Genomic DNA, 16,566 nt, shown 5'->3' with positions numbered 1-16,566 from the left:
TGAGCCGCGGCATGGGTCCCTGTCCATTTGATTCGTTTACATCAACGAGCGGCCGTAAAACGGCCGTACGGCCAGCGGGTTGAACGCAGACGGCATGCCCGGCTTGAAAGCCAGCAAGATAATGAAGTGGGTCGCCCAGGCCGTGCAGCCGGCCGACACGATGGTGATAGGTTCTCACAGGCTGCGCGTCTTCCGCCCTGAGCGTATGGCATGGTCGGCCAGGGCAAAGGACGCATAGATTCCGCAGAGGCAAACCAGGCCGGCGAGCAGCACCAACCACAGATCGTGGTCGTGCCGGACGCAGTCGAAAACCTGTACGACCTGGGAGTACATCATGCTCGGCTAACGGCAAGGCGTTAAGACATCTCCAACCGGCTCATATCGGCTTTCCCTGGCTGTGAACCAGGACCAAGGAAGCCGCAGTCGGGTTCTGCGCAGCCATGAACACTTACGTTGCCGAGCCCGCGCCTGTCGTCCGAACCGGCGACCATGCTCGACTGACATAACTTGATTTCGGTCCTCCGGGTCGGTTCCCAGTCGCTACAAAGATTTATGCCTCGCATCGCCGTGGCGCTGGTGGCATTAAGGGCATGATCGGAGGATTACGTCCATGGCACGCAAGAGCATCAAAAGCGACGCGGTGAAACTCAAGGGCGAGACGGCCAAGAAGGCACCGCCGCTGCCGGCGGGTGCCGACCAGCCGACGAACTATGCCGAGCAGCAGGGCCATGGCGGCGAAACCCGCCAGACGACCTCGGACGCGGCACTTACCATGACCACGCAGCAGGGCATCCCGATCGCGGACGCCCAGAACAGTCTCAAGGCGGGTCTGCGGGGCCCCACGCTGCTCGAGGACTTCATCCTCCGCGAAAAGATCTTCCATTTCGATCACGAGCGCATCCCGGAGCGCGTCGTCCACGCACGCGGCTATGGCGCGCACGGCGTGTTCGAGCTGACCGACAGTCTGGCCGACTACACCCGCGCCGACGTGCTGAGCACGGTCGGGCAGCAGACGGAGGTGTTCGTCCGCTTCTCAACGGTAGCGGGCAACAAGGGCTCGCGCGATCTGGCGCGCGACGTGCGCGGCTTCGCCGTCAAGATGTACACGAAGCAGGGCAACTGGGACATCGTCGGCAACAACATCCCGGTGTTCTTCATCCAGGATGCCATCAAGTTCCCCGATCTGGTCCATGCGGCTAAGCAGGAGCCCGACCGGGCGTTCCCCCAGGCGCAAACCGCACACGACAATTTCTGGGATTTCGCCAGCCTCACCCCGGAAGCCTGGCACATGATCATGTGGATCATGTCCGATCGCACGATCCCCCGCTCCTTCCGCACGATGGAGGGCTTCGGCGTCCACAGCTTCCGCCTGGTGAACGCGGAAGGCAGGTCGACCTTCGTCAAGTTCCACTGGAAGCCGCGCCAGGGGCTCCAGTCGGTGCTGTGGAACGAAGCGGTCAAGATCAGCGGCGCCGATCCCGACTATCATCGCCGCGATCTCTGGGAGGCGATCGAGAGCGGTGACTTCCCGCAATGGGATCTCGGCGTCCAGCTGTTCGATCAGGAAACCGCCGACAAGCTTCCCTTCGACCATCTCGACTCGACCAAGCTCATCCCCGAGGAGGACGTGCCGGTCCGCATCGTCGGTACGCTCACGCTTAATCGCAACGTCGACAACTTCTTCGCCGAAACCGAGCAGGTCGCCTACTGCACGCAGAACATCGTGCCGGGCATCGACTTCAGTGACGACCCGCTGCTGCACGGCCGCAACTTCTCCTATCTCGATACCCAGCTGAAGCGGCTCGGCAGCCCGAACTTCACCCACCTGCCGATCAATGCCCCGCGCTGTCCGGTGATGAACTTCCAGCAGGACGGCCACATGGCGATGCGCAATCCGAAGGGGCGCGTGAACTATGAGCCGAACAGCTGGGGCGCGGAAGGCGGTCCGCGCGAGAACGCGGAGATCGGCTTCACCAGCTTCCCCGCCGAGGTTCAGGGGACTAAGCAGCGGGTTCGGTCCGAAACCTTTGCCGATCATTACAGCCAGGCGCGGCAGTTCTATCTCAGCCAGCAGCCGATCGAGCAGAAGCACATCGGCGACGCGCTGGTGTTCGAGCTGTCGAAGGTAGATCGTGTCGACATCCGGGCCCGGGCGGTCAGCCACCTGCGCAACATCGACGAGGATCTCGCCGCTACCGTTGCGGACGGGCTCGGCCTTGACCTGCCGGACGCCGCCAAGGCGGCCAAGCCGACGCTAGACCTGCCGACATCGTCGGCGCTCTCGATCGTCGCCAACGGCCCGGCGAATTTCGCCGGGCGAAAGATGGGCCTGCTGCTGACCGATGGGTCGAGCGCCGAGCTGTTCAATGCGCTGACGAAGGCGCTGGAAGCCGAAGGCGCGGTCTGGGAGGTGGTCGCGCCGAAGATCGGCGGGGTCACGCTCGACGACGGCACCAAGGTCGCGGCCAAGCAGAAGATCGACGGCGGACCTTCGGTCCTGTTCGATGCCGTCGCGGTGCTCCCGTCCGAGGAGGGGGTTGCGATGCTCGCCAAGGATGCGGCCTCCAAGGACTTCGTGGCGGACGCGTTCGGCCACTGCAAGTTCATCGGCTACACCGATGCAGCCGCCACGTTGTTCGACGCTTCTCGGGTGCCGGAGCTTGACGATGGCTTCGTAGCCCTAAGCAAGAGCAAGGACGTCAAGGCGTTCGTCACGACCTGTCGTGACCTCAGGTTCTGGGCTCGGGAGATGAAGGTCGATCTCGACGCGGCGGCCTGACGACCCTGGCGGGAGCGGCAGGTGGACGTCCTGCCGCTCCACTTAACGGCAAGCCTCATATCGCACGGACGTGGGACGTGCTGCCTCGCTCGCGTTCAAGGGGATCGGGGCACACCGTCGGCGCGGGCCGCGGTGACGACCCAGCGGCGGGTGCGGCGCACGGTGCGAACCGTCCAACGACGCCCGGTCTCTGCGAGGAACCGGGCGTGGATTCCTGCCGCGTGCTGGGCGAAGTCGTAGTAGTCGATCCTGTGGTGCGCGAGCACGATGGTGCCGTCTCCCCGCAGGCGAGCGGCCATCTCACGCGCAACCCGGGCCATCTCTCGCGCTGAGAGGTAATACAGGATCTCGGCGATCACGATCACGTCATAGACGAGACGTGGCGGTCGACCGGGGAGCACGAGCAGCGATGCGCACGCACGAGGCCAGGCCGCGACGGCGCGTGCCGTCAGGTCGACCCCCTCCCTCGTGCCCTCGGTCGCATCGAGGCACAACGCCATCCTCGCGATCGCGGCACTGTTGGATCCGTTGCCGCTGGCCAGCTCCAGCACCCGTCCGACCGGTCGGTGACCTATCGCGTGCAGGATCGCGGCACGCTTCACCGCCTCGTCACGGGCGGTGAAGGTGCGCCAGGGATCGTCGTCGCCGGCGAACTTGGCGGCGAACCCGGCAAGATCGATCGGGCTCGTCACTTCGAACCCGGCCGGTAGCGCTCGACCGGACGAGCAAAGGCCGCAAGCTCGTGTCTCGCGATCGTGAAGCCTGCTGGATCATCGGAAACGGCGCCGAGCTGCGTCCGGTAGACGCGGATCAGCGACCGCTTAACCGGAACTCCTCCGGGCACAGCGATGCGCCATGCCGGTCCGGACCTGTCCGGGCGAGGCGGCCACACGCGGTAGGTCAGCCGACCGGCGCCACCCGGGCATCGGGCGACGGCCGCTGCTACGGCGCGGTGATCGGGATGGTCGTCATCGCAGGCCGGTCCGACGATGAGATCGAGATCCCGGCATCGTGCGACCTGGCGGCGCAGCGCGCGATAACAGCGTCCCGGGATCGAGGGCAACTGGCCATCGGGCAAATTGAGGAACGAGACGTCGCCAGCAACGATGCCGAGACGACGTAGCGCATGAAGGCTCTCACGCTGGCGCGCCGCGACCAGTCGCGCTCTCGGCCATTGTCGGCTGCCCCGGTGAGACGCGGCACCATCGGTCACGACCGCAACCCGGACCCGAGCTCCATGGCGGCGAAGCCGCGCAATGAGGCCTGCCGCGCCGATGACCTCGTCATCCGGGTGCGGGGCGATCACCAGCGCGACACGTACGTTTCGCAGCGGGATCCTCACAGAATGGGGTCGAGGATGTGCTCGGCGACAGCCTGGCCGACGCGAAAGCGATGCGCGTCGGGCGCAGGCTGGCGCAGGTACACCATGAGATCGGCGATCTTTGCCGCCAGCGGATGCGATAGGAACAATCCCTGCAGCCCCACCGCCTCCTGCGCGATCGTCAGGGCGCGCTCGGCAGAGCCGGCGATCGATAGCCGCGCAGCGGACACCCGGGCGAGGCGTTCCGCATCCGTCCCGCTGAACCAGGCGCCCGCCGTGTCGCGGATGCTCGCCGCTGCACCCTGGGCAAGCAGGAACAGGTCGGCGAGGCGCGATGCCTGGAACGGATCGGAAGCGCGCTCGTGGGTGGTCAGGTGGTCACGCACTGCATCGAGCAGGCCGGCGATGCCCCCGGCATGAACCGCGGCGAAGCGCAGCGCGCCTCCGCTGAAGAACGGCTCCCGCGCATAGCTGCCGGGCTCGCCGATACGGCCGTCTTCACGGATCACAGAGCCGGACCAGCGCACCAGATGTGTCTCCGAGCGCTGCATGCCGATCGTCTGCCACCACTCCCGATCGATGGCAGGCGGATCGGCATCCAGGTCGAGCAGGAGCAGCTGCGGCCCGCGTTCGCTATCCGCAGTTACCAGCGCGTGAGTCAGTATCCCCGCCCCCGATGCATAGCCCTTGCCGCCGGTCAGCCGTCCGCCGGTAAGCACCAGCGACTCACCCGGCAGGCCCGCATTCCACACACCCAGCATCGCTCCCGCAGCGATCCGCGCCCGCAACGCAGCGACCTGGGACGACGTGCCGTATCGAAACACGATTTGCACCGCATCGACATGCCCCTCCAGCAGGCGCCCGATGGGGAGATCCCGGCGTCCCGCAGCGTAAAGAGGGCGGAGCAGGTCCAGATATGCCTCGGGCGTCGTCGGATCGCCGGCGGGGTCGGTCACCCACCCTGCCGCGACGATCGCATGGCGCAGAGCTTTGGTCGTCGTCATACCGCCTGCTCGCAAAGCTGGTGCTCGAGCGTTGCCAGGGCATGCTCGGCCTCGGCGAGGGTGACGTCGGGTATATCGGGCAGCGCCGGCACGACACGCATGGCGAACGCCTCTGCGTTGGGGCAGTCGCGCGCGACGCCGATCACATGGTCACCGGTCAATCCGATACGGTCGCCGAAGCGAGCTGCGACAAAGGAATCGGGGAGCCCGGCCCAAATGCGGCGCGCCTCCGCCTGCTGTCGGTATTGCCATGCCGCCCCTCGGGGATGCGGCATTGAGGGTGCCCCGTGATGGTCGATGGCACTGAGCGCAGCCGCCATGCCGCCCGGCGCCCGGCCGAGCCGCCGTGAGGAGGTCGCAACCACCATGCCGGGATCGCGGCGCACGCGAAACCCGGCGCGCCCGGCATCGTCGAGCAGGGCGGCGTCCTCGCCGCATGGCACCGGCTGGAAGCCACCCAGCGCCTGATAGGCTCCGGGTCGGAAGGCCATGTTGGCGCCTCCCGAGCAGTGGGAGCCGGTCGGACTGTCCCACGGAACGGGGTCGACCGATCGTCGGTAGGCGTGAAGCCGATCGAGGTAGCGCTCGACCCTCCCCTGCACCGGATCCCGCTCCGCTGCGATCCGGACGATTCGCCCGGCGACAAGGTCGGCCGAGGCCAGGCCCTGCAGTGCCGCCCTGACCCAATCGGCACGGGGCTGGCTGTCGGCGTCGGTCGTCAGGAGAATACCGTGGGGCGTGCTCGCCGCATGATGCAGGCCGAGGGCGATGGCGGCCCGGCGTGCACGACCGGCATTGGCATCAGGGGACGGGTCTCCCTGAGCCACCGTGAACGGAAGGGCCATGCGACCAGCATGCTCGAGTATTACCTGCTCGCTCGCATCCGAGCAATTATCAAGGAGGAAGAACACGGCAGCCTCGACGTCGCCCAGGTCCAGTCGCTCGATCGCCTCCAGCAACTTCAGTAACGCAGTCTCCTCGTTGCGGACCGGAACACAGATCGCAGCTGACACAGGTCGCAACGGCACCCCCACCATCGGTTTCGCAGGACCGGCGACCCTGCCTTGCAGGACTGTAGGTGATAAACGCCGGTTTCGATAGCTGCTCGCGGTGATGCAAGATGCCAGATCGTCATGCAGGACTATAGGTTTGCCCGGTTTCAACCGAGATATCGGCGTCGGGTAGGTAGCCGTCGAAGTTCGCGCCGCGCACCTACAAGCTGCTGTTCGACATGGCAGGCTACCCGGATGCGAAGGCGGTGCCATTCTTCCCCGAGATCGATCCCGTGTTCCGCGTCACCGACCCTGCCGCGCACTACCATGTGCCGGTCGTGGTCAGCCCCTTCGGCTACTCCACCTACAGGGGCAATTGATCACCGATCACGCCTCGATCCCTGCCTGGTGCATCGGCTTATAGAGCTCGTGCTCAAGCGACCGCAGGTAGCGGTCGAGGCGCTCTACCAGTGTTGCGACGTCCGCAGCATAGGCTGGGACGTTCGAAGCTATCGCGTTGCTGCTCCAACGCCGTATGTGGTCGGAGTAGCGTAGCCGAAGCTCGCGATCCTCTTCCATGATCCGCTCGTAAGTCGGCATCTGGTCGGCGAAATAGCCTCGAGCCTCCTTGTTCCAGCCCTGCTGTGTAGGCAGATGCTCCCGTACCGCATTGGCCAGGTTCATTCGTAGCCGGCCGAGGTCGGTAAGCGGAGGTCCAGCCCTGACGCAGTCACGAAGTGCGTAGGCAGCGGCGCGGATCGCCTCGTGGGAGCGCCTGCTATCATCGGGCCTCATCATCTCGTTCTACTCGCCATCATCTTACTAGCCGTCATTGCTGGCGCGCCGCGCGCCGATCATGGCCGTCTGAGCTGCCCCCTTCTGAGTGGTCCATCGACTATTACAGTCTGGACCAAGGAAGGGACGACGAATGCCTGCGAAGAAGCACAAGCCCGAGGAGATTATCGGGAAGCTACGTGAGGTTGAGATCATGCTGGGTCAGGGCGGCACGACCGCCGAGGCCTGTCGGCGCATCGCGGTCAGCGAGCAGACCTACTACCGCTGGCGCAAGGAATATGGTGGCCTGAAGACCGATCAGACTCGGCGGATGAAGGATCTGGAAAAGGAGAACCTGCGGCTGCGCCGGGCGATCTCGGATCTGACGCTGGACAAGCTCATCCTGCAGGAGGCAGCCAAGGGAAACTTCTGAGCCCCGCACGGCGTCGGCGCTGCATCGACCAGGTCCGGGAGGTGCTGGATGTATCCGAGCGGCGGGTGTGCCGCGTGCTCGGCCAGCACCGGTCGACGCAGCGCAAGGTGCCGTTCGGGGCAGATGACGAGCTGGCGCTCACCGAGGATATCATCGCCCTTGCCAGGCAGTACGGGCGCTACGGCTATCGCCGGGTGACGGCGCTGCTGCATGCGGCGGGTTGGTCGGTGAACCATAAACGGGTGGAACGGATCTGGCGACGCGAGGGGCTGAAGGTGCCGCAGCGCCAGCCGAAACGCGGCCGGTTATGGCTGAACGATGGCTCGTGCATCCGGTTGCGGCCGGAGTATCCGGGGCATGTCTGGGCTTACGACTTCGTCGAGGAACGCACCCATGACGGACGCAAGTTCCGCATCCTTACCATTATCGACGAGGCGAGCAGGGAGTGCCTGGCACTGGTCGTCGCGCGCCAGCTTCGACACGAAGACGTACTGGCAGCGCTGGCCGACCTGTTCATCGCGAGGGGTCCGCCCGCACATATCAGATCGGATAACGTCCTATGTCGGGAAGCAGCGGCGGGTTTTGGCCAGCAGATATCCATGCGCCGACAACCGTCGGCGCGGCATGCAATCTGAGCCAGATAGCTCCCACCGTCAACGGGATCGCTCCCTGCCATAGCAAACACAGGATCCAGCAGCGCCGAGGCGGCCGTGGTCCTCACCATCCTTAAAACGAGATACGCACCCAGGTGGAAGGCCCGAACATTATCTACAGGGTCGCTCGACGAGCGCCCTCACGGCACTTGCAGAGAGGGGTCCTTCCACCTGGCATCCGACCGTTCGAGGAACGGCCGGTACTCTGTCCCCGTCTTGATGACGGCGTGAGCCACGCGCGCCATCTTGGCGGTGAGCGCCGTCATCGCCTTGCGGCGTCACTACAACACTGTCCGACCGCACAGCAGCCTCGGCTATCGACCACCCGCCCCGGAAGCGGCGACACCGCCATTGCCGGCCTCCGGTTCCGCTTCGCTCCACCTCCGACCGGCAATGGCGGCGGAGACGACAATGCACTAACTATCAACCCGGACCACCCGGTGGGGGCTGCTCATAATCACCACTCCTCGGCGGTCACCCCCTTTCCCTCAAACGATGGTATTTCGGGAAAGCCATCACATTCCCAAATCCCACGTACGCAACGGAAGCGGGAACCGGCCCACGTGAAACGTAGAGGGCGAGAGTCGGACCGGCACCCGGACAAGTCAGCCCTATGGTGCCGGCCGCCTCGCATACCTTAGAACCGCTTCCGTATCGTCCCAAATACCTGACGTGGCGATCCTGCTTGCAGGGTGTTGTTGAGCGATGCTGCGGTGTTGAAAAATTGCCCCGATCCAAGTGCCGCAATGTATCTCTTGTCGAGAAGGTTTGCGGCGTTGATCTGGAGCTCTAGGCCGGCAAGCGGCCCATCTGCGGGGAAGCGATAGCCGAGCGCGGCATCGACCAGGACATAGCCATCAACCGTGACGTCGCCGGTGTAGGTAACGTTCCGCCGCGAAGTGTACCCTCCCGCCAGATTACCAAACAGACTGCCGTCGTCGTAGTTGATCTCGCCCTTTGCCAGATGAGCTGGCGTATCCACCGTTCGAACGCCCTTGGTGCGCACGGTGGCCGTTCCGTTTACGGTATCGTCGTCGTAAGTGCTGTCGTTGTACGAGTAAGAACCGATCAGCGACAGGCGGGGCATCACTCGGTACGTCGCTGCGACTTCAACGCCCCGGCTGGTCACGCTACCGACGTTCTGAAGAACGCTCGGATTTCCAAGAATGTTGGCGCCGCTGAATGCCGCGAGCAGCCGATTCTCGAATTTTACGTCGTAGACAGCCAGTACACCGCGCAGCGGACCAGCATTGAAACGCCAGCCGCCCTCGACCGTTCGCGATGTCTCCGGTTTCAACACGCCGCGGATAGCCTCGAATCCGACCTGCGTAGTGCCGAAGGGGCCGCGGAACGAGCTGATATAGGCGCGCATGTTCTCTGCATAATTGGCGAAGAACTCCTGCCGTCCAACGCGCCAGGTCGCGCCGATCTGCGGCTGGAACCAGTCTTTCGCGGCGATCTTCCCGTTGATGAACGGAGTGCCGAAGGTCGTTGTGATGCCGTTCTCGACCCGAGCGCCCTTGAAGCCACCCGCGATCGTCAGGGCATCGCTAAGTTGCCAACTGTCGCTGACGAAAAACTGATTGGTAACCGTGGTGAGATCGGTGAGGAAGTCGCTGCGGAACGGGCTCTTCAGCAGATCGGTCACGTCAGGCCGATTTGTTTGACTTACCGCGTAATAGCTACGGTCGGTCGTTGCATCATTGTCTTCGTGCCAGTAGCCGATCTGAAACGTATGCGCGCCCAGGCGAGCAGTCGCACGCGCTATGCCGCCATCCCGGTTGATGCCGTATTCGGTTGTTCGGACCGACAGCGGGAAGCCATCTGGGCTGAACACCGCCGGCGTGTAAATGCCGCCGCTGCCGCGATCGTAGTGGTGATAGTATGTTGCGCCGAGATCGAGCCAGTCTGCCACCGGCACGTTGAGCGTCAGTGCGCCCAGCCAGTCCTTACGAAAGCCACCGCTGTCGTAATAGGTGTCGTTTACATTGGTATAGGGCGAGGGGAAGACCACGCCGGCCGTGGGGAATGGTAACGCTCGTCTGGCGGCCGCAGCCGTTTGATTGGCACTGACTTGCGACAGCAGGACTGCCGTGTCGAAGTCCGGCCGAAGGAAGTCGAGATCGTAGCCGATGCGGTCGAGCGTCGCCGGTGAGAGATCGGCGTAGTTCCGCTCCTTATGCAGCGAGTAGTTCAGCCACCCGGTCAGCGTGGCGTCGCCGATCCGCTGGACGACCTTGCCATTGATCTTGCGATCGGTCTGCTTGCCAAACCCCTTCCACTTGTCAGCATCGTGATAGACGCCTGACACCGAGATTAGCGTGCCAGTGGAAAGCAGGCCGCTATCGATCCGGCCGTAGAGATGCACAGTGTCGTACATGCCGTAGGTGCCGGCGATCTCGCCGCCGATCGTTTCGGAAGGCGCGCGCGATACGAATTCGAGATTGCCGCCTAGGTTGCTAGTCGAAGCAATCGCAAGTGAGCCGGCACCCTGCGACACGTCTACCCGCGCGATGTTCTCCGCCGCAATTGCGCGGCTGACGTGCAAGCCGTTGTGGCCGTTGTAGAACATGTCCCCAAGCGGCACGCCGTCTAACGTGTAGCCCATCTGGCTCTGATTGAAGCCGCGCACTGACAATCGCGTGCCCAGCTCGTAGCTGCCAAACGGATCGGAGCTTTGCAGCGCCACACCCGGCAACCGTGAAACCGCCTTCAGGGGCGAACTGCCGGGAGGAAGAATGTCGATAGCTGCCTTGGTGACAGTCTGCTCCTGCCTCACACGGCCAGAGCCATAGACGACAATTTCTCCCTGGTCTTCCGAGGCATCTGGTGCGCTGGCGCCTTCAGACGCTGTGGCAGCCGGGCGTTCTGGTAGAGCACCGGATTGTGCCTGGGCCGTGCCGGCGGCCAACAGCAAGGCGCTGACGGAGCTCAGCAGGAGCGTCTTCGAAATCATCTATTCCCCCTGGGATTTTAGCAGACTTTTCACCAAGTCTTGAAATGACGCCGCTAGGGACCTCTGATGGCGACAGCGTTGCGAAGCGGCGACACTTTCGTGACAATATGGCGATTCGTCATCAGCAGGTCACGCCAGGGGCGTACTCAGGATTTATGCTCGAGACGCTGCACCCAACCTGGCATCGCCGCGCTGTCATGATGGCAATGGCATCGCTAGCCATCATGCCATCGACGCCCATCGATGCTCATGCACGCACCGATATTGATCCGTTCGGACTTGGCGTCGCCAGCGGCGATCCGTCGGGCGACGGATTTGTCCTATGGACGCGGTTGATCGGGCGCGGCCTTGCTCCGCTCGATGCGAAGGCCGTCTCGGTGCGGTACGAGGTCGCTGCTGATCGCGGCTTTCGAACGATCGTCCGCCGCGGCGTCCTACCCGCACGGCCGGAAGCCGCCCACAGCGTCCATGTCGAGGTCGGTGGGCTGCCGTCTGGTCGTGCCTTCTGGTATCGCTTTCACGCGCTCGGGGCGACGAGCCCCATCGGCAGGACGACGACCGTACCGCAAACGTCCGCTCGGCTGCGGATAGCGGTAACGTCGTGCCAACATTGGGAGCAGGCTCGCTTCGGAGCCTACCGCGACATGATTGCGCAGCAGCCCGACCTAGTGCTCCAGCTTGGCGACTACATCTACGAGCAAACTTATCCCGATCAGGCAAAGGTCCGCTCGTTTGGCACGTCGGAGCCGCTGGACCTTGGCGGGTACCGGCAGCGGCATGCGCTCTACAAGACGGACCCCGATCTACAGGCCGCCCATCGCGCCTGCCCGTGGGTAGTGACGTGGGACGACCACGAAGTCCTCAACGACTATGCAAATCTCGCCAATCGGACCGGCGAACCCGCTGCCATGTTCGCGACGCGACGTGCCGCTGCTTACCAGGCATACTTCGAGCATATGCCGATCCGGCCGAGCATATGGCACGGTGCCAGTACGCCCCGGCTCTATCGAGCCGTCGATTGGGGCGACCTTGCGTCACTTTCCGTGTTGGATACGCGCCAGTACCGCAGTCCGTCACCCTGCGCTCCTGCCGGCATAGCGCGCAACGTCCGGCTAGACGGATGTGCGGAGGCCGCGGCATCGACGGGGACGATCATGGGGGCAACACAGGAACGCTGGCTCGACCAGCGGCTCGCCAGCGAGCATCGTCCGTGGACGCTGATCGGACAGCAAGTTTTCTTCGCGCCGCTTGCTCTTGATAGCGCAGGCAGAGCAACGTTCAGTGATCAATGGGACGGCTATACGGCGAACCGAAGCCGTGTCCTGCAGGGCCTGTCACGATCCACCGTCACGAGCCCACTTGTCCTGAGCGGCGATGTGCATTCCTTTTGGGTCAACGACCTGAACGACAGCGGCGGGCGCCCGGTCGCAGGCGAAATCGTCACGTCCGCGCTAGCCGCGGCCTCACCCCCCAAGGGGCGCTTCGGCGACGCTCTAGCCAACAACGGCCACATACGGTTCTCCGACGTGGAGCAAGCCGGGTACGTACTGATCGACATCGGTCAAACGCAGCTAACCGCCGATCTTCGGGCGATCCGCGACCGTCAATCGGCCGATAGTCCTGTCGCCAGCATCGCCATGTTTGGGATGGCACGCGGAAGCCGCCGACTAGAGCGCGCGTGATTGCCCTCAAGCACGCTGGACCACCCGGGCGGCCGGGGTGGGCCGTCCTGTACATTTCGCAAATAGCTCGATCGCCTGATCGCAGACGAGGCAATGGCCTTCGCAGCAATCGTGCATGAGGAAGGCCACCAGGTCCGACAGCGCCGGGAAAATCGCGCTGTAGATGATCGACCGTCCCTCGCGACGGCTCACCACCAAACCAGCCTGTTCAAGCTGGCTAAGGTGAAAGGACAGGCGCGAGGGCGGCGTGCCGCCCAGCTCCTCGCCGATCGCGCCAGCAGAGCGGCCGTCTGCGCCTGCTACGACCAGCAGCCGAACAATGCGCAGCCGGGTCGCATTCGAGATGGCGGCGAACGCTGTCAGCGCTTGATTCTCATCCATGGTCAGCCCAATGTTTCAACATTATTTGAAATGTAGTCGCCCTGTTAGACGGCATAAGAGGCGATCGATGAACCTTAACCGGGTCGCCGCGAACGGGCCAGCCATCGCTCCTGTATCGCGGTCTTGCAGTGCGAAGTTCGCCGATAACCTGCTAATGCTACTTAGTCGCCATGGCTGGGTCGGTGCGCTTATTGCAATGTTCGTTGCGATCATGCTGGTTTCGCCGGCCAGCGCCCAGACGACCGCCCCGGTGCAAACGGCATGGCGGCTGCTCGATTACGTCGCAGTGGACTATCCCGAAGCGGTGAAGGGCGGCCAGATCGTCAGTCCGACCGAATATGCTGAAATGACGGAGTTCTCCGCCTCGGCACGCGAGCGGATAACCAGCTTGGCATCCTCGTCTGCCAAGGCCGATTTGGCGCGCCGGGCTACTGCACTGGAGCGGCTGATCGCGGCCAAGGCCCCCGCCGAAGCGGTAGGAACCGCCGCACGCAGCCTCGCTGCTGATCTCATCGCCGCGTATCCTGTGCCGCTCGCCCCGGCCGTCGCCCCCAATTACCCGCGCGGGCAAGCGCTGTTCAACCAGAACTGCGCGAGCTGCCACGCCATGACCGGGGACGGAAAGGGGCCGAAGTCGGTCGGGCTAGATCCTCCACCGATCGCATTCATCGATAAGGCGCGCGCTCGCGAGCGCAGCACGTTCGCGTTTTATCAGGTGCTGGAACAAGGCATCGACGGCACCAGCATGGAAAGCTTTGCCGATCGTCCGCTTCAGGACCGTTGGGATCTCGCGCTATACGCTGGCACCTTCGCCTTTCCCGCTAGGTGTTTGATCCCACGGTTTGATGGTGCGATCCTTTCGTTGGAATGGAAGGAAGCCGTATGGGACAGGTACGTCACGGGAGCGCCACGACCACGCACGCTGTCCGAGCAGCAATACAGCGATCGCAAGCTTCGCTCGCGACGCTGAGCCGTGAGCTGGGGATCAACCCCAAGACGGTGGCGAAGTGGCGTAAGAGGGCGACGGTCGAGGATCTGAAGACCGGGCCGAAGGCCCCTCATTCAACGACCCTGACCGAGGCGGAGGAGGCAATGGTGGTGGCGTTCCGTCGCCACACACTGCTGCCGCTCGACGACTGCCTCTACGCATTGCAGCCGTCGCTACCGCACCTGACCCGGTCAGCGCTGCACCGTTGCCTTCAGCGGCACGGCATCTCACGGCTACCGGATGTCGAGGGCGACAAGCCCAAGCGTCAGCGCTTCAAGCGTTATCCGATTGGTTTCTTCCACATCGATATCGCCGAGGTGCAGACTGCCGAAGGCAAGCTCTATCTGTTCGTTGGCATAGACCGCACCAGCAAGTTCGCAGTCACCCAGCTGGTCGACAAGGCCGATAGGCGCACAGCATGGGAGTTCCTCGAACACCTGCTGAAGGCCGTGCCGTACCGGATACACACGATCCTGACCGATAACGTCCTATGTCGGGAAGCAGCGGCGGGTTTTGGCCAGCAGATATCCATGCGCCGACAACCGTCGGCGCGGCATGCAATCTGAGCCAGATGGCTCCCACCGTCAACGGGATCGCTCCCTGCCATAGCAAACACAGGATCCAGCAGCGCCGAGGCGGCCGTGGTCCTCACCATCCTTAAAACGAGATACGCACCCAGGTGGAAGGCCCGAACATTATCTACAGGGTCGCTCGACGAGCGCCCTCACGGCACTTGCAGAGAGGGGTCCTTCCACCTGGCATCCGACCGTTCGAGGAACGGCCGGTACTCTGTCCCCGTCTTGATGACGGCGTGAGCCACGCGCGCCATCTTGGCGGTGAGCGCCGTCATCGCCTTGCGGCGACGGTCGGCATCGTCCGCGTGCCCGGCGACATATCGTCCGAGCTTGTCGCGGAAGCTGTTGTCGCGCTGACGCGCGGCGACCTGGGCAGCCATCCAGAAGGTCCGGCGCAGGCGCGCATTGCCGTACTTGGACAGCTTCGTGCGGCCACGGAACGTGCCTGACTGACACGTTGCGAGATCGAGACCGCAGAACTTCAGGAACTGACGATGATGGTTGAAGCGCCGCAGATCACCGGCCTCGGCCAGGATGGTCAGCGCGTTGATCGGACCGATGCCCGGAATGTTGCGCAGCAGCTGGTAGTCGACGTCATCGGCGAGCCGCGCATGGGCCAGCCGCTCGATCTCGTCTCGCTGGTGGATGAGGCTGCGGCCCTGCGCGATGACCATGCGGAACATGGTGATGGCGGCTGAGTTCTCCGGCACCGGCAGTGCCGTCGAGGCGGACGCCGTCTCGTAGATGTCGTTGATGAGGCGTGCCTTGGAGACCTTGCGGCCGATGAGCGGCCATGCCGCGGCCGAGAACGCCTCGCGGTCCAGCGCCGTGATGGTGGCCGGCGTCGGAAACCGCTCGATGAGCGCCAGGAACCAGTCGGACCGGCTGTTGCCTGCGAAGCGGGCGATCTCGGGGAAGTACAGCGGCAGGTAGTGGGTCAGGATCCGATGCCAGGTCTGCGTCTTCATCCTTGAGATCGTCTCGTGAGTCTTCGAGAGCTCCTGCAGGTCGTTGATTCCGGCCACCAGCGGGTCGACGTAGCGCTGCGTCGCACCGATCCGCAGCATGTGCAGGATGACCTGCGCGTCCTTGGAGTCGTTCTTGTCCCAGCCGTTGTGCAGCGCCTCGCGCGTTCTGGCGAGCGCGACCGACGAGATGAGGCGCAGCTCGAACCCTGCCGTCAGCAGCCGGTGCGCCAGCGTACGATGGTAATTACCCGTCGCCTCGAACCCGACGATGATAGGGCGCCCGATAGCAGCGAGTTGCTCGGCAAAGCCGTCATAGTCCTGCCTGGTCGCCATGACGGTCATCCGCCGGCGCCGGCCGCCTTCCGGTCGCTCGATGAGAACCTCCTGTCGGCTCTTGGACATGTCGATGGCTACCAGCACGGCGCCGGCAGGCGTAGAGGTGAGCTTGGTCATGGTCGGTCGGCCTCCAAAGTGTTGTCTCGACAACCTCACTTTAGATACCTGCTGACCGGCCATGGCTTGCCCTGATGAAGTCTGCGGCCGCTACGCGGCCTTGTCTTCATCAGGGCCATAGCGGCTCCCGAACCAGCGCTTCCCAATGTGCTATGGCATTCAGTTCGCCGAGCAGCCGCGCAACCGGAACACCGCCTGGTCGCGCCAGATGCGCTTCGACATGATCTGCGAGGCAAACGACATCGAACACCGGCTCACCAAGCCGAACCACCCGTGGACGAACGGTCAGGTCGAACGGATGAACCGCACCATCAAGGAGGCGACGGTCAAACGCTTCCACTACGAGAGCCACGACCAGCTGCGGACGCACCTCGCCGACTTCATGGCCGCCTACAACTTTGCCCGCCGGCTCAAGACGCTCAGCGGCCTCACACCCTACGAATACATGGCCAAGATCTGGACTTCAGAGCCAGACCGGTTCAACGTCGACCCGATCCACCAGATGCCGGGACTGAACACCTAGATTGATCGCTGGAGGCTTTGTTCGCGGAGACGCGCACATTGCCTTCTTTTCGTTTTAGGAAGCGCTGCCCTAAGCGACAGAAGC

At 63.9% G+C, this 16,566-nt stretch carries 12 protein-coding genes and 5 pseudogenes; 8 read left to right on the top strand and 9 right to left on the bottom strand.

Annotation, left to right across the window (positions count from 1 at the left end; all coding sequences use genetic code 11):
- The first annotated feature begins 610 nt into the window (after positions 1 to 610).
- On the top strand, positions 611 to 2,779 hold the full coding sequence (locus JW805_19925; GenBank protein ID MBN2974265.1) for a catalase: 2,169 nt from the start codon (positions 611 to 613) through the stop codon (positions 2,777 to 2,779).
- 95 nt (positions 2,780 to 2,874) lie between these two features.
- On the opposite strand, the gene JW805_19920 is transcribed toward JW805_19925, so the two are convergent.
- The 4 genes from JW805_19920 to JW805_19905 are packed head-to-tail and all read right to left on the bottom strand — an operon-like array spanning position 2,875 to position 6,141.
- On the bottom strand, positions 2,875 to 3,471 hold the full coding sequence (locus JW805_19920) for a hypothetical protein (protein ID MBN2974264.1): 597 nt from the start codon (positions 3,469 to 3,471) through the stop codon (positions 2,875 to 2,877).
- A complete protein-coding gene (locus JW805_19915) occupies positions 3,468 to 4,085 on the bottom strand; it encodes a PIG-L family deacetylase (GenBank protein MBN2974263.1) in 618 nt (205 codons plus the stop codon). The genes JW805_19920 and JW805_19915 overlap by 4 nt, the downstream gene beginning before the upstream one ends.
- Positions 4,086 to 4,117: 32 nt before the next feature.
- Complete coding sequence (locus tag JW805_19910) at positions 4,118 to 5,104, bottom strand: hypothetical protein (protein MBN2974262.1); 987 nt, start codon at positions 5,102 to 5,104, stop codon at positions 4,118 to 4,120.
- The gene (locus JW805_19905) at positions 5,101 to 6,141 is read right to left on the bottom strand and encodes a glycosyltransferase (GenBank protein ID MBN2974261.1); all 1,041 of its coding nucleotides are present in this window, start codon (positions 6,139 to 6,141) and stop codon (positions 5,101 to 5,103) included. The genes JW805_19910 and JW805_19905 overlap by 4 nt, the downstream gene beginning before the upstream one ends.
- Positions 6,142 to 6,335: 194 nt before the next feature.
- On the opposite strand from JW805_19905, the gene JW805_19900 reads away from it, so the two are divergent.
- The gene (locus JW805_19900; GenBank protein MBN2974260.1) at positions 6,336 to 6,476 is read left to right on the top strand and encodes a hydroxyisourate hydrolase; all 141 of its coding nucleotides are present in this window, start codon (positions 6,336 to 6,338) and stop codon (positions 6,474 to 6,476) included.
- A gap of 7 nt (positions 6,477 to 6,483) precedes the next feature.
- Here the strand turns inward: JW805_19900 and JW805_19895 are convergent, their stop codons facing one another.
- Entirely contained in the window at positions 6,484 to 6,780 is a 297-nt protein-coding gene (locus tag JW805_19895) for a hypothetical protein (protein ID MBN2974259.1), read from the bottom strand.
- A gap of 244 nt (positions 6,781 to 7,024) precedes the next feature.
- Here JW805_19895 and JW805_19890 point away from each other — a divergent pair.
- A pseudogene (locus JW805_19890) lies at positions 7,025 to 7,857 on the top strand (IS3 family transposase).
- A 239-nt stretch (positions 7,858 to 8,096) separates the two neighbouring features.
- Here the strand turns inward: JW805_19890 and JW805_19885 are convergent.
- A pseudogene (locus JW805_19885) lies at positions 8,097 to 8,234 on the bottom strand (IS110 family transposase).
- Here JW805_19885 and JW805_19880 point away from each other — a divergent pair.
- Positions 8,218 to 8,376: pseudogene (locus JW805_19880) on the top strand (transposase). The pseudogenes JW805_19885 and JW805_19880 sit on opposite strands and share 17 nt — an antisense overlap.
- Before the next feature lie 217 nt (positions 8,377 to 8,593).
- Here JW805_19880 and JW805_19875 read toward each other — a convergent pair.
- Positions 8,594 to 10,912: a TonB-dependent receptor gene (locus JW805_19875; protein ID MBN2974258.1), complete on the bottom strand. Its 2,319-nt coding sequence runs from the start codon at positions 10,910 to 10,912 to the stop codon at positions 8,594 to 8,596.
- 224 nt (positions 10,913 to 11,136) lie between these two features.
- Here JW805_19875 and JW805_19870 point away from each other — a divergent pair, with 224 nt between their 5' ends.
- The gene (locus JW805_19870; GenBank protein MBN2974257.1) at positions 11,137 to 12,594 is read left to right on the top strand and encodes an alkaline phosphatase D family protein; all 1,458 of its coding nucleotides are present in this window, start codon (positions 11,137 to 11,139) and stop codon (positions 12,592 to 12,594) included.
- A gap of 6 nt (positions 12,595 to 12,600) precedes the next feature.
- On the opposite strand, the gene JW805_19865 is transcribed toward JW805_19870, so the two are convergent.
- Complete coding sequence (locus tag JW805_19865) at positions 12,601 to 12,975, bottom strand: helix-turn-helix transcriptional regulator (protein MBN2974256.1); 375 nt, start codon at positions 12,973 to 12,975, stop codon at positions 12,601 to 12,603.
- A 67-nt stretch (positions 12,976 to 13,042) separates the two neighbouring features.
- Between JW805_19865 and JW805_19860 the strand changes: the two genes are divergently transcribed.
- Entirely contained in the window at positions 13,043 to 13,945 is a 903-nt protein-coding gene (locus JW805_19860) for a cytochrome c (GenBank protein MBN2974255.1), read from the top strand.
- Positions 13,858 to 14,448: pseudogene (locus tag JW805_19855) on the top strand (IS481 family transposase). The gene JW805_19860 and the pseudogene JW805_19855 overlap by 88 nt, the downstream one beginning before the upstream one ends.
- A 239-nt stretch (positions 14,449 to 14,687) precedes the next feature.
- Here JW805_19855 and JW805_19850 read toward each other — a convergent pair.
- Positions 14,688 to 15,959, bottom strand: a complete 1,272-nt coding sequence (locus tag JW805_19850; protein ID MBN2974254.1) for an IS110 family transposase — start codon at positions 15,957 to 15,959, stop codon at positions 14,688 to 14,690.
- Between the two features lie 238 nt (positions 15,960 to 16,197).
- Here JW805_19850 and JW805_19845 point away from each other — a divergent pair.
- A pseudogene (locus JW805_19845) lies at positions 16,198 to 16,482 on the top strand (transposase).
- Positions 16,483 to 16,566: the final 84 nt, after the last annotated feature.

The organism is Roseomonas aeriglobus, from assembly GCA_016937575.1.
In the GTDB taxonomy this organism is placed as follows: Bacteria; Pseudomonadota; Alphaproteobacteria; order Sphingomonadales; family Sphingomonadaceae; genus Sphingomonas; species Sphingomonas aerigloba.
This window is presented reverse-complemented; position numbering and strand designations above follow the sequence as displayed.